At 68.1% G+C, this 13633-nt stretch carries 12 protein-coding genes and 1 pseudogene; 6 read left to right on the top strand and 7 right to left on the bottom strand.

The annotated features are described in order from the left end of the window. Nucleotides 1–41: 41 nt before the first annotated feature. The 3 genes from OG738_RS31920 to OG738_RS31930 all read right to left on the bottom strand — a co-directional run bounded on the left by OG738_RS31920 (nt 42) and on the right by OG738_RS31930 (nt 3074). Nucleotides 42–1400, bottom strand: coding sequence for a protein kinase domain-containing protein (locus tag OG738_RS31920; protein WP_329046514.1), 1359 nt, complete (start codon nt 1398–1400; stop codon nt 42–44). 162 nt (nt 1401–1562) lie between these two features. Then, nucleotides 1563–2024, bottom strand: coding sequence for an HNH endonuclease (locus OG738_RS31925; RefSeq protein ID WP_329046515.1), 462 nt, complete (start codon nt 2022–2024; stop codon nt 1563–1565). Between the two features lie 111 nt (nt 2025–2135). After that, nucleotides 2136–3074 (bottom strand): alpha/beta hydrolase family esterase, encoded by a 939-nt coding sequence (locus tag OG738_RS31930; RefSeq protein ID WP_329046517.1) that lies wholly within the window; start codon nt 3072–3074, stop codon nt 2136–2138. A 151-nt stretch (nt 3075–3225) separates the two neighbouring features. Here OG738_RS31930 and htpG point away from each other — a divergent pair, with 151 nt between their 5' ends. Further along, complete coding sequence (gene htpG / locus OG738_RS31935; RefSeq protein ID WP_329046519.1) at nt 3226–5121, top strand: molecular chaperone HtpG; 1896 nt, start codon at nt 3226–3228, stop codon at nt 5119–5121. Nucleotides 5122–5239: 118 nt separating this feature from the next. Here the strand turns inward: htpG and OG738_RS31940 are convergent, their stop codons facing one another. Next, entirely contained in the window at nt 5240–6682 is a 1443-nt protein-coding gene (locus OG738_RS31940; RefSeq protein WP_329046520.1) for a glycoside hydrolase family 76 protein, read from the bottom strand. Between the two features lie 113 nt (nt 6683–6795). Between OG738_RS31940 and OG738_RS31945 the strand changes: the two genes are divergently transcribed. Genes OG738_RS31945 through OG738_RS31960 form a run of 4 tightly spaced genes read left to right on the top strand, consistent with a single transcriptional unit; the run spans nt 6796 to nt 9625 of the window. After that, nucleotides 6796–7134, top strand: a complete 339-nt coding sequence (locus tag OG738_RS31945; protein ID WP_329046522.1) for a hypothetical protein — start codon at nt 6796–6798, stop codon at nt 7132–7134. Nucleotides 7135–7171: 37 nt separating this feature from the next. Then, complete coding sequence (locus tag OG738_RS31950) at nt 7172–8458, top strand: erythromycin esterase family protein (RefSeq protein ID WP_329046524.1); 1287 nt, start codon at nt 7172–7174, stop codon at nt 8456–8458. 16 nt (nt 8459–8474) lie between these two features. After that, nucleotides 8475–9131: a phosphoribosyltransferase gene (locus tag OG738_RS31955; RefSeq protein ID WP_329046526.1), complete on the top strand. Its 657-nt coding sequence runs from the start codon at nt 8475–8477 to the stop codon at nt 9129–9131. Nucleotides 9132–9190: 59 nt separating this feature from the next. Further along, entirely contained in the window at nt 9191–9625 is a 435-nt protein-coding gene (locus tag OG738_RS31960) for a DUF6292 family protein (RefSeq protein WP_329046528.1), read from the top strand. 1 nt (nt 9626) lies between these two features. Here OG738_RS31960 and OG738_RS31965 read toward each other — a convergent pair. Then, nucleotides 9627–9806 (bottom strand): annotated as a pseudogene (locus OG738_RS31965) (VOC family protein); the annotation flags it as partial. 45 nt (nt 9807–9851) lie between these two features. Here OG738_RS31965 and OG738_RS31970 point away from each other — a divergent pair. Next, entirely contained in the window at nt 9852–11333 is a 1482-nt protein-coding gene (locus OG738_RS31970; RefSeq protein WP_329046530.1) for a recombinase family protein, read from the top strand. Between the two features lie 402 nt (nt 11334–11735). Here the strand turns inward: OG738_RS31970 and OG738_RS31975 are convergent, their stop codons facing one another. After that, nucleotides 11736–12719 (bottom strand): hypothetical protein, encoded by a 984-nt coding sequence (locus OG738_RS31975; protein WP_329046532.1) that lies wholly within the window; start codon nt 12717–12719, stop codon nt 11736–11738. Then, the gene (locus OG738_RS31980; protein WP_329046536.1) at nt 12716–13612 is read right to left on the bottom strand and encodes an ABC transporter ATP-binding protein; all 897 of its coding nucleotides are present in this window, start codon (nt 13610–13612) and stop codon (nt 12716–12718) included. Before OG738_RS31980 ends, OG738_RS31975 begins: the two co-directional genes overlap by 4 nt. Nucleotides 13613–13633: the final 21 nt, after the last annotated feature.

Below are 13633 nucleotides of genomic sequence, written 5' to 3' on the forward strand. Positions count from 1 at the left end.
GCAGTGTTCCAACGCTGTTTCCCACTCACGACAGCGGCCGGTCAGACCGTCCGGCAGGTCAGCTGCGGTCGTGCGGTGGCGTCGCCGGTTCCGGTCACCGCGTTGAAGCCGAACGTCGTCGAGCCGCCCGGGTCGAGTTTCCCGTTCCAGTCCGCACTGTCCACGGTCACCGTCGAGCCCTCGACCGTGAACGTGCCGTTCCACAGGCCGGTGATGTGGTGGCCGTCGGGGAGGGACCAGCGGACGGTCCAGCCGCGCAGGCCGTCGTCGTGGTCGTTGCGGACCGTCACCTGGACCTGGTAGCCGCCCGGCCACGACGTCGTCACCGCGTAGCTGGCCGCGCAGCCCAGGTCGGCGGGGGTCGGGGTGGTCGTCGGTGGCGGGATGGCCGGGGGAGTCGTGGACACCGGCGCGGCGACCGGCGTGCTGCCGTCGGGCACGAGCGCCGTCCCGATCACCACGCCCAGGGCCAGCAGGACGGCTCCGGCCGCGGACGCCAGCACCACCCGCCGGCGCGGGCGGGGGAGGCGCAGCACGCGGGTTTCGGTGCGCGGGCGGGGACGCGGCGGCGGCAGCGGACGGCCGTCGGTCACGGCTTCGAGCAACTCCTGGACTTCCGCCATCGCCGGACGCTGGGACGGGTCGCGCTGCAGGAGCCGGCCGAGCACTTCGGCGAGCGGGCCGCTGTGCTTCGGCGGGATCGGGTCCTCCCGCGCGACCCGCAGCAGCAATGCGATGGGGTTGTCGTCGTTGCCGAAGGGCGGCAGGCCCTCCAGCGCGCGGTAGAGCGTCGCGCCGAGGGAGAACACGTCGGCCGGGAAGCCGGCTTCGCCGCCGCCGGCGACCTCGGGGGAGAGGTAGGCCGGCGTGCCCGCGATGAAGCCGCCGCCGGTCACGGTGCCTTCGCCGGTGGCGCGGGAAATGCCGAAGTCGGCGATCTTGGCGACGCCGCCGCCCGCGATGAGGACGTTGGCCGGCGTGACGTCCCGGTGCACGATGCCTTCGGCGTGCGCGGCGGCCAGCGCGGAGGCGACCTGCACGCCGATGCGCGCGACCTCGTCGGCGGGCACGCGCTCCCGGTCGAGCAGGACGTCGGCCAGGCTCCGCGACGGCAGGTACTCCATCACGAGGTACGGTTCGCCGGCTTCTTCGACGACGTCGTGCACGGTGATCGCGTGCGGGTGCCGCAGTCGCGCGGTCAGCCGGGCCTCCCGCAGCGCGCGCAGGGCGGCCTGGTCGCCGGCGGCCTGCCCGATGGCCGGGTCGTAACCCAGCTGCTTGACGGCGACGACGCGATCGAGCCGCTCGTCGCGGGCTCGCCAGACGACGCCCATGGCACCCTGGCCGACCCGCTCGGCCAGCCGGTAGCGCCCGGCGATCAGCTGTCCTGCGTCGGTCACGACGACCTCCCGGCCTTCCCCGGAACACACGGATGCGGGCGACGATCGGTTCGAGCTTAACGACCCGCGGTCCGAGGCGCCGACGAATGCCGGGGCCGGACGGCTCCCGCGAACCCTGGACTCGGCCTGCCCACCCGCCACCCGGGCGGGCAGACCGCGACCTCAAGCGCTGAGCGCGTGCAGCTGGTCCCACGTCGGCACGTACGGCGTGAACCGCAGCGTCATCCCGGCCTCGGCCGGCAGCTTGTCCGCCTTCCGCGCGTTGCAGCTGCGGGACGTGCCTCCGCACGCCGCGACCGTGTTGAGCCACGACGTCCGCGCACCCCCGCGGCTCAGCGGCGTCACGTGGTCGATCGTCGTCGCGCGGCGGCCGCAGTACGCGCAGCGGTGGCCGTCGCGGGTCAGCACCCCGCGGCGGGACCAGCGCGGCGGCTGCGTATATCGCCACTTCATCACGACGTACCTGAGCAACCGCACGATCTTCGGGCGCGGGAACAGCCCGTACGCGAGACCGTCTTCGGCCTCGTGGATCTCGGCGACGTGCCGCACCAGCATCCGGATGGCGTGCGGGACGGACACGGTCTGCAGCGGCTCGTAGCCGGCGTTGAGCACCAGGACGCGCATGGTGAACCCCTTTCGATGACGGCAAAAGCCGCCCGTCGGCGGGTCCGGCGGGCGGCTGCTGCCTGGTGCGGTTCATCGTCGCCGAGGGGCGTGACGGGCGTCAATCGTGTTTCACCGCAGCGGATGCGCGCGGAAGAACCGCCAGATGACCGGCGTCGCGTCGATGACCGTCGGGGTCGCCGAGTCGTTGTTCGGCTTCGTGCTCGGCCAGACGTGCCCGGCACCCTCGACGCGGTAGTGCTCCACGGTGCTCCACCGGTCGCAGCCGAGCCACTTCTGCGCGACCACCCCGGAAACCGGCGTCCACGAGACGGGCTTCGGGAAGCAACCGTCCCTTGTGGACCATGCCGCCAGCCAGTCCGGGATCGCCGGCAGGCCCTTCGCCGGGTTGCCGGAGTAGGGGATGGTCGTGTCGGCGGTGCCGTGGAAGTCGAGGATCGGCGCCGGCCGGCTCGGGTCGCACGCGCCACCCTGGGGGTAGAAGGCGCCCGACACCGGGGCGAACGCCGCGATCCGGCCGGCCAGGCGGCACGCCAGCACGCCGACGAACCCGCCGCCGTTGGACTTGCCGGCCGCGAAGATCCGGTCGCCGGCGACGCACAGCTCGCGCTGCAGCGAGTTCAGCAGGTCGCTGGTGAACAGGACGTCGTCGGCGGACGCGGAGTACGGCGCGCCGGTCCAGGCGGTCTCGCCGTCGGTGCCGACCAGGCCCTGCGGGTAGACCGAGATCGCGTCGAGCGCCGAGAAGCCGGACAGCTCCTCCTGGTACTGCGACGTGCGCTTGTGCCCGTGGAACGACAGGACGAGCGGGTGGGCCCGGCGCGGGTCGTAGTGCGCCGGCAGGTGGACGGTGTACTCCCGGTCGAGGCCGCCGGAGACGACGTGCCGGGTGGTCGTCACCCCGGACGGCACGGGCGCGGCGCGCCCGCAGCCGGTGGTGCGGACGGGGTGGTCGACGACCGTCGAAGCGGCGGCGGGAGCGGCGAACGCGGTGGTCAGGGCACAGGCCGCGGCGATGGCGGCCGCCCACCGGGGCAGGGGTCCGGGCACTCGATCCTCCTTGATCGGCAGCGGAGTGTGGCCAGCATCACCCCACGCCGCGGCACCTCCTACATTGCGTTCATAAAGTGCGCGGCCCGGATCGTCGGACCGCCTCGGTAGGATCGGCGCACCGTCGGCCGAGACCCCGAAAGGACCGGAAGTGACCACCCCGATCGAGACGCTGGAGTTCCAGTCGGAAGCTCGTCAGCTGCTCCAGCTGATGATCCATTCGATCTATTCGAACAAGGACACGTTCCTGCGGGAGCTCGTGTCCAACGCGTCCGACGCGCTCGACAAGCTGCGGCTGGAGTCGTACCGCGACAAGGACCTCGGCGCGGACACCTCCGACCTGCACATCACGCTCGAGACGGACCCGGCCGAGCGGACCCTGACGGTGCGGGACAACGGCATCGGCATGACCCGCGACGAGGTGGTCGCGCTGATCGGCACCATCGCCAAGTCCGGCACCGCCGACTTCCTCACCAAGCTGAAGGAAGCCAAGGACGCGGCGGCGTCGCAGGACCTCATCGGCCAGTTCGGCGTCGGGTTCTACGCGAGCTTCATGGTCGCGGACAAGGTCACGCTGGTGACGCGCAAGGCCGGCACCACCGAAGGTGTCCGCTGGGAGTCGTCCGGCGAAGGCACGTACACGATCGAGCCGGTCGAAGACGCGCCCCAGGGCACCGCGGTCACCCTGCACCTCAAGCCCGAAGACGCCGAGGACCACCTCTACGACTACACGTCCCCGGCGAAGATCCGGGAGATCGTGAAGAAGTACTCCGACTTCATCACCTGGCCGATCCGGATGAAGGGCGACGGCGAAGGCGCGGAGGCCGAGACCGTCAACTCGATGAAGGCGCTGTGGGCGCGCTCGTCGAGCGAAGTCACCGAGGCCGAGTACCACGAGTTCTACAAGCACGTCAGCCACGACTGGCAGGACCCCCTGGAGACCATCCGGCTGCAGGCCGAGGGGACGTTCGAGTACCAGGCGCTGCTGTTCCTGCCGTCGCGGGCGCCGATGGACCTGTTCCTGCGGGAGCGCAAGCGCGGTGTCCAGCTGTACGTGAAGCGTGTCTTCATCATGGACGACTGCGAGTCGCTGGTGCCCGAGTACCTGCGGTTCGTCAAGGGCGTCGTCGACGCGCAGGACCTCTCGCTGAACGTTTCGCGGGAGATCCTGCAGCAGGACCGGCAGATCCAGCTGATCCGCCGTCGCCTGGTGAAGAAGGTCCTCTCGACGGTCAAGACGATGATGACCGCCGACGCCGAGAAGTACGCGACGTTCTGGCGCGAGTTCGGCCGCGCGGTCAAGGAGGGCCTGCTCGACGACTTCGAGAACCGCGAGGCCATCCTCGAGATCTCGTCGTTCGCGTCGACGCACGACGCGGAGAAGCCGACTTCGCTGCGCGACTACGTCTCGCGGATGAAGGAAGGCCAGGAGCACATCTACTTCATGACCGGCGAGTCGCGCTCCGCGATCGAGAACTCGCCGCACATGGAGGCGTTCCGGGCGAAGGGCTACGAGGTGCTGGTCCTGACCGACCCGATCGACGAGATGTGGGTCGACGCCGTGCCGGGCTTCGACGGCAAGCAGTTCCAGTCGATCGCCAAGGGCCAGGTCGACCTCGAGTCGGACGACGACAAGAAGGCCACCGAGGTCGCGCGCGAGCAGCAGAACAAGGACTTCGAAGGCCTGCTGACCTGGATGGGCGGCGCCCTGGGCGACTCGGTCAAGGAGGTCCGGCTCTCGTCGCGCCTGACGACGTCGCCGGCGTGCATCGTCGGGGACACCCACGACCTGACGCCGACGCTCGAGAAGATGTACCGCGCGATGGGGCAGGAGCTGCCGCCGATCAAGCGGATCCTGGAACTGAACCCGGACCACGCCCTGGTGACGGGCCTGCGCGAGGCGCACACGGCCCGCCCGGAGGACGAAGGCCTGGCCGAGACGGCGGAGCTGCTCTACGGGATGGCCCTGCTGGCCGAAGGTGGCGAGCTGGGCGACCCGGCCCGGTTCATCAAGCTGCTCGCGAGCCGCCTGGAGAAGACGCTCTGACACGTAACTCGCGTGATTGACGCCGTGACCCGCGTGATTGAAGCCGGAACTCACGAGTTCCGGCTTCAATCACGCGAGATCCGGGTTCGAGCACGCCAGTCACGGCTCGGATCACGCGTCAGGGTGCCGCGTTCATCAGGTCGAGGGCCGTCTGCTGCCGGGCGGCGTCGGCCTGGTCGAACGGGCCTGCCCACAGCAGTCCGTACGCGTCTGCGCTGTTCCGGTCGTTCGCGTACGCCGAGTTCGCCTGGCGCTGCAGGTAGCCCGGGTACGGGTGGTCTGAAAGCGCCGCGTTCAGCGCCGCCAGGTCGCGGACGTACACGCCCTTGAACGTCGGACCGTCGGCGCCGCCGCCTCCGGCCGTCTCGCCCGGGTCGCGCAGGATGCCGCCCGGGTTCAGGGATCCGTTGGTCGTCGACGCGTTCGCCATCGCGCGGGCCTTCGTGAGCAGGCTCGCGTCACCCGTCGCGCGGTTCAGCTCGGTCAGCGCCGCCAGCGGCACGCCCTGGTTGTACGTCCAGACCGCCTGGCCGTTGTTGGCGCACGTCGACGTGGTCAGGCCGTCGTTGACCAGGTTCGAGCCGTTGATCATGCCGCTGCCCGCGAACCAGGTCCAGCCCGCCCGCGCCCGCGCCAGGTACGCCGTGTCGCCCGCGATCCGGTTGTGCAGGGCCGCGTTCAGCTGGATGTACAGCGAGTTCGGGATGGCGTTCTTGTAGGTGCGGCTCGTGCTCCACCACACCCCGCCGCCGCAGACGCCGTCCCAGTAGGCGTACATGTGGTCGGCGTCGGCGCGCGCCGTGCTCAGGTAGCGGCTGTCGCCCGTCAGGTCGTACGCGTCCACCCACACGAGGCCCCACCAGCCGGTGTCGTCGAGGTAGTCGTTGCGGAACTGGCCGCCCTGGGCCGCGAGATTCTTCGTGTACGTCGTGTCGATCGCGTAGCGGTAGCTGGCCATGCCGCTGACCCGGACGTTGTCGATGATCGCCGTCAGGGCGTTGGCCGAGTTCCACCAGCCGGTCGTGTCGAAGAGGCCGGTGCCGAGGTTGTAGCGCTCCATCAGCGCGGTCGCGGCCGCGGTACGCCGGTCCCACGCGTTCCACGTCGGGCGGGCCCAGCCGGTGCAGGCGATGGTGCCCGAACCCGTGGGCTGCCCGCAGGCGCGCAGCAGGCCGACACCCTTGTTCGCCCAGTCGTCCACGTTGTACATCAGGGTCCGCCAGCCGGTCGCGCCCGACGGGGTCGCCGTGTCGCCCAGCTTGCTGCCCGACGCCCACGTGCGCCCGGCGTCGAACGAGCGGTCCAGCCAGACGTGGTCGCCCGGCGCGCCGCCGGTGACCGCCGCCCAGCCCATGTCGTCGCCGTCGTCGAGGTGCAGGGAGATCCGGCGTCCGCTCACGCTCGCCGAAGCGCCTTCGCGGTCGCCAGGGGAGAGGGCGGGATCCCTTGCGTCGCAGTACTTGTCGCAGATCGCCGCGAGCGGTGCGGCGGGTGCCGGGGACGGAAGCGGCGTGGGGGTGGCCGCCAGGACCAGGGTCAGCAGGGGAACCAGGATGGGCATCGGTCACCTTCCGCGTTGAAGGGCGATGCTTCCCATTGTGGAGAATTCACCAGATTGGTCCAGTCCTTTTGTGGACAGGTTTCGGACAGGAATTCGCGCGGTAACCCCCGCTCATGACGAATCTCGACGACACCCCGGCCGCGAAGCTCGACGAGTTCGTGCTCGCGCGGCTCGCGGAGGACGAAGAGCGGGTCCGCGCCGGCGAGCTGCCGCTGCTCGACGAGGCCGAGCGGCGCGGCAGGCTGCGGATCATGTACGCCGACGACGGCGACGGGCTCCTCCTCGCCGGCGGCCCGGTCGAGGCGATGGAGGACCGGCACCCGGTGCCGTTCGCCGAAAAGGCGGAGTTCCTCCGCCGCGAGATCCGGGACGCCCACGACGACGTGTCCGTCAAGCTCGTCGCCTCGGTGTACGAGGCGCACCCGGACTGGCAGGACGGCTGGCGCCCCTGAGGGTTTCGCGGTCCGCCGGAACGGGAAGCCGCGAAGCATGTCCGGAACCCTGCTCGACGACGCGAAGGCGATCCGCGAAGCAGCCACGACGCTGCGCAGCCCGCAGGACCTCGACCCGCTCGTGCGCCGGATCGGCCGGGCCCGGATCGTGCTGCTCGGCGAGGCGACCCACGGGACCGCCGAGTTCTCCCGCTGGCGGGCCGAACTGACCCAGCGGCTGCTGGCCGAGCGGGACTTTTCGTTCGTGGCCGTCGAAGGGGACTGGCCGGAGTGCCACCGGGTGCATTCCTGCGTCGCCGGGGCGCCCGGCGCGCCGAACGACCCCGGCCAGGCGCTGTGGGGGTTCCGCCGGTGGCCGACCTGGCGGTGGGCCAACGAGGAGGTCGCCGAGTTCGCCCGCTGGCTGCGTTCGTTCAACGCCACCGGTGACGGGATGCCGTGCGGCTTCCACGGCCTCGACGTCTACCGCCTCTGGGACTCCCTGCGCGGCGTCCTGGACTACCTCCGCGAGCACGCGCCCGATCAGATCGACGCGGCACTGCGGGCCTTCCAGTGCTTCGAGCCGTACGGCGAAGACGGTTCCGGCGGACTGGTCCCGGAGGACTGCCGCGAAGAGGTCGTCCGCCTGCTGACCGCGATGCGCTCGGCGGCGCGTGTCGAGAGCGTGCCGGGCCTCGCTCCGGCGTTCGCCACCGAGCAGCACGCCGAGGTCGCCGCCGGTGCCGAGCGCTACTACCGCGAGCTGCTGCGCGGCGGCGCGCGGGCCTGGAACGCCCGCGACACCCACCTGGCCGACACGCTCGACCGGCTGCTGCACGCCTACGGTCCGCACTCGAAAGCCGTGGTGTGGGCGCACAACGCGCACGTCGGGGACGCCCGCGCGACCGACTTGGCCACGGCCGGCATGGTCAACCTCGGACAGCTGACGCGGAAACGGCACGCGGCCGACGGCGTCGTCGCCGTCGGGTTCGGCACCTTCCGCGGATCCGTGATCGCCGCGGGCCGGTGGGGCGGGTCGGCCCGCCGGATGACCGTCGAGGAGGCACGCCCGGACAGCCTCGAAGGCCTCCTGCACGACGCCGTGGGTGGCGAAGACAGCCTGCACGTCTTCGGCGACGACGTCCGCTGGGCGCAGGAACCGCGGGGGCATCGCGCGATCGGCGTCGTCCACCGCGGCGGCGGGTACGTCCCGACCGTTCCCGCGGCCCGCTACGACGCGTTCGTGCACTGCGACGAGACCACCGCGATCACCCCGTTGCACCGCTGGGAGCCGGAGGAGGCACCGTTCGTCCCGGCACAGGGGTCGTCCCTGGGCGGGGAGTGACGGGGAGGCAGCGGACATGGCCGGTCAACGGGTCTTCGCCGATCGTGAGGACGGCGGACGGCGGCTCGCCGAAGAGCTGAACCGCCGCACCTGGGTCGACCCGCTCGTGCTCGGCCTCGCCCGCGGCGGGGTGCCGGTGGCGGCCGTGGTCGCCCGCAGGCTCGGCGCCGAGCTGGACGTCGCGGTCGCCCGCAAGATCGGCGCGCCCGGGCGGCGGGAGTTCGGCGTCGGCGCGGTGACCCCGGACGGCCCCGTGATCTACGACGAAACCATCCTGCGCGGGCTGAAGCTCACCGAGGCCCGGATGGCCCCGGCGGCGGAGCGGGAACGCGCGGAGGCGCGCCGCCGGCTCGAGCGCTACCGGGACGGCCGGCCGGCGCCGGTTCTCGCGGACCGCGACGTCATCCTCGTCGACGACGGCCTCGCGACCGGCGTCACCGCTACGGCGGCCCTGCGTGACGTGCGAACCGGGAACCCGCGGACCGTCGTGTTGGCGGCACCGGTCGGCGCTCCGGGTGCCACGGCGGGACTACTGCACGAAGCCGACGATGTTGTCTGCGTCGCCGAGCCGCCGGACTTTCGCGCCGTCGGTCAGTGGTACGCCGATTTCCGCCAGACGAGTGATAAAGATGTTCTTGACGTGCTGCGCCACCTGGGCGAACGCCAGGATTGACCGGGTGAACGGTGGGGTATCACCCGGCTGGGGTACCGACCGGATGGGGCAGGCGCGTGATGATCGAACGGGACGGACTCGGCGCCGCGGCGCGCGGGCTGAGAAAGTACTTCTTGGCCGTCGCGGCCGCGCTGGACGCGCCCGCGTGGTTCTGCGAGGTGGACGCGCCGGCCACGGCGTACCTCGCGCTGGAGCGGCGGCTCGACCGGTTCCCGGATCACGAAACGGCGCTGCTGTGGGACGAGCGCGACGGCTGGGCCGCCGCGGTCGAGTCGGCGGCCGGCGACGACGTGGTCGTGCTCGCCTACCTCGGCGAAGACGTGTTGGCGGCGCCGGAAGCGGTGTTGGCGTTCGTGCGTGGTCTCTACGGCGCCAGCTATCCCGGGCAGCCGGATCCGCCGGACTTCCGGAGTCCGGGGGCATCGGACGGCTTCGACGAACGGCTCGCCGCCTACGCGGGTGATGCCGTGCGCCTGCCCGAGGGCCAGGCCTGACTCACCGGGGCGGGAGGACGCAGAACTCGTTGCCCTCGGGGTCCGCGAGCACGATCCACGGGTCGTCGGGCGGGTCGTCGAGGACCTTCGCACCCAGCGTCACGAGCCGTTCGACCTCCGCGCGCTGGTCACCGGACGCCGGGGCCAGGTCGAGGTGCAGCCGGTTCTTGACGGTCTTTTCCTCCTGCAGTTGTCATAGAGGCGCAACCGGCGCACGATCAAGCCTATGACCAGGTACGTTGCCATTGTATGCAGGCTGAGCCCCCGGCCGGACGGGTCGTATGAGGGCGTTGACCTGCAAGAACGCTGGGGCCGTGAGTACGCCGCGAACAAGTGGCCCGGCCTGCCGGTCGAGGTGTTCGCCGACGCGGGTATCTCGGCGGCCAACGGGGACAACCGGCCGCAGTTCGAGCGGTTCCGGGAGTGGTTGAACGCGGGCAAGGTGGCCCACGTGTGGGCGGTGGAGCAGTCGCGTCTTGAGCGCCGCGAAGTCGAGTGGTTCCGGCTCGCCGCCGAGATGGAAGCCGCAGGCGTGGACGAACTCGACACCAACCGGGACGGTGTGGTGCGCGTCCGCGACGCCGTCGCCGGAATCAAAGCGGTCTTGAATGCCGATGAAGTCCGGAAGCTGAAAAAGCGACTGAATGACAGGCTTGCCGAGAACGCCGCTAACGGCGTGCCGCCCGGCAGCCACGCGTTCGGCTACCGGCACGCCGTAGTCACGGGCGCGGACGGCAAGAAAGTCAAAACCTATGCGATTGATGAAAAGGAAGCGGAAGTGATCCGGCAAGCTGCGGAATGGATTCTCTCCGGATGGTCGCTGGCGAATATTGCTGTGGAGTTGAATGCGCGCGGGTTGCGTGGTGCCTATGGTGGGAAGTTGCGGCCGCAGTCGGTGCGCAAAATGGTCACCATGCCCACGGTGGCAGGAAAAAGGGTGCATCAGGGGCGCATTGTCGGGCGTGGCAACTGGGAACCAATCTTGGACGAACGGACCTGGAAGGCCTGTAAAACGAAGTTGTCGGAGCCTCGCCGTGTCGTACGCAAAGATGGTCGCGAGTACCCGATCAATAACGCGCATCGCGGGAACTCCACGGGACGTCGTTATTTGCTGACGGGCGGGGTGGCGGTTTGTGGTGTGTGCGAAGCACCGTTGATCGCGTCGATGAAACAGCTTCGCGGTCGTGAGCCGAAGCCGTACTACTTGTGTCATCCGAAGAAGTGCCGACCCAATGGCGAGCCCGCAGGCGGATGCGTCGGAATCCTAGGTTTGGAATTCGAGAAGCACGTGATAAGTAAGTTGTGGGAAGAACTGGACAAGCCGGAGTTTCTCAACGCCGTGGCGACTGATGCGCATGCGGACCGCCGAGCAAAGATCGAGTCCGATTTGGAGGAGTTGGACCGTCAGCGCGGCGAATTGGCCCGGATGTGGGCGCGACCCGGCGGGCTGAAAGACACCGAGTGGGAGAACGCGCGTCAGGGTATCGCGGAGAATGAGAGCAGTCTTCGCGCCGAGTTGGCGGAACTGCCGCCGCCCCGGGTCGGTATCGATATTGCGCAGGCACGGGCGGCGTGGCCGGACATGACGTTGGATGAGCAACGCGAATTTCTGCGCATGTTCATCCGAGCAGCGACGGTGAAACGGGCGCGCCCGGGTCTGATGGCTTTTGATGAGAACCGAGTGGAAATTTCCTGGCAAGCAGTGTAGGTATCGCTGAATCTGCGCGCGTCACACAGCGGCGGGGGCGTCGGCCTGTAAGGGCTGATGCCCCCGCCGTTTGTATGTGTTCAGTGCGGTGTCGTTGTCGCAGGTGAGGGTGCACGCCGGGGGGTATGGGCGGAGGATCGTTTCTCGACTTGTTGGCCGCAGCGGGGGACAGGGCGGCGGCGCGTGATCAGGCCCGGAATCAGCGCCGGGCGGCGATTGAACGCGCGGTGCGGTGGCCGTTCCTGATTGGTGCGGTGGTGCTGGCGCTGGGTGGCGTGGTGGCTATCGGGGTGGAAATGTGGCCGTGGCTTTCCCTCCGCTTCCCCGTCTGGGAGCAGTCGAGCCAATATCGCAGTCCCCGACGGGTTCCAATGCCTGGCGTGAGAAAGCAAAGCTTGGGCTTCAGTTCACCGCGACAGCTTGGCGTACGCGCCGGAAGGCGAGCAGAGCGACGAACGCAGCGAGAATGCTACACGCAGCTATCTCAATAATTTGGACAGGCAGAACGTGGCTTCCCGGCTGGTAGCTTGTCACTAGCTTCTCGACACCATGACTGCGGATGCACTGTTCCCATTCGGGGGCCGAGGGGGCGTCTCGACATTCCAGGTTCGGAAATTGCACGGGCGTGCCAGTCGAATTCGCGTAGTGAACATCAAGCTGGATCGAATTGTCGCCAGGAAGGGAAACTTTCGCATACTCGCCGTTGACAGTAAAAGGTGTTACCTGCGTCGATGCCGGAAGCCATTTAAGGCGCATAATGACGAGCGCGACGCGAAAGACAAGGAAAGCAAATAGCGCCGCACCGATGGCAGGAACCACGCGTCGAATATAAGAACCTGCCGCGAAGCCAAGAAATAAAGCAAGAAGGTAGTATGCTATTTGAACGCCGACAGCGGACTCGAATAGCGACGGAGTGAACATCGACTTTGTCGTTGCCTTGTGAATACCTTCGGCAAGAGCACTTGAGCTCAGCCCTGATACTACCGCGAGACAAATCGAAAAGAACGCCAATACGCCAAGGCGTTGAGTGGTCCAGCGCAAGGGGCTGACGTCTTGCGTCCAAGCAAACAGGTATGTATGGCTTTCGTATTCGCGCGCCACGAGCGGTGCGCCCCAAAATACGCCCACGAGGACCGGGACTACCATCTGGCCGATCAGTATCCAGTTGGCTGAATCAATATTTGAAGAAAGACTCTCGGCGGCGGTCGGAGAGGAGCACTGTCCGGGCGCCGGGCTCGCGCAAGCATCTGCCTGACGTGCAATGTCAGTCGACGCCATCAGTGCAAATGCCTGAAGGGCGGCCCAGGTGGCGATCAGAAATACGGTAACGAGTCGGCTCGACCGCCACAGTTGCCAACTGATTTCCAGGGGCTTCAGCTTGCTCACTTCACACCGGCCAGTGGGTTTGATCCTTCTCGTACTCCTGGATCCTTTGAAGAGAGGTAGGCTAAAACTATCTCTTCCAGGCTAACGGAGCGCGCGCTACTTTCGTTCAACATCTGCTTCATAACGCTATCATCGGCCACTCTGACGATCGACGTGTTATCTCGCTCGAAATGGTAAATCTGATGGATCGAGGTGGTATCGACTTTTGGCGTTGACGTCATCAGTCGAGCATGTGAGTTGCAAATATCATCGGCGTTGCCCTGTAGAACCAGTTCGCCGGACTTCAGGACGATCAAGTCACTTACGAGGTTCGCAAGCTCCGAAACGACATGACTGGACACCAAGATCGTCGTGCCGTGTTCCTCGGATTCAGCCACAAGTTGTGAAGTGACTTCGCTACGTGCAATTGGGTCCAGACTCGCGACCGGCTCGTCGAGCAAGAGAACAGCAGGGGCTGTCGCGACAGCTAACGCCAGCGAGACTTGCGCCTGTTGGCCACCTGAGAGTTGCCCGCATTTCCGATCAAGCGGAATGTTGAAACGCTCCAGCCATGCGTTGGCTCGTACCGGATGCCAGTGGAAGTTCAAAGCTTTGGCAACGCGCAGCATTTCGCCAACGGACAGATGGCGATACAGGGGACGTTCTTGCGCTACCAGCGAGACCTTGCGCCCCACGCGACGACTGGCTGCGTCATGCAAATCCAAGCCGTCTACGGCCACTTGGCCGGCATCGGGACGCAGGATGGTTGCAAGGATCTTGATCAGAGTAGATTTTCCTGCACCGTTAGCGCCGACCAAGCCGGTGATTGATCCACGCTGGAGCGAGAAGCTGCAGTTGCGAAGAGCAGCGCGACTAGCTCGTTTCGAGTAGCTAAACGCGAGATCTTTAGCCACCAGAACATCCTCGTTGTCACT

The organism is Amycolatopsis sp. NBC_01488 (genome assembly GCF_036227105.1).
Taxonomy (GTDB): Bacteria; Actinomycetota; Actinomycetes; order Mycobacteriales; family Pseudonocardiaceae; genus Amycolatopsis.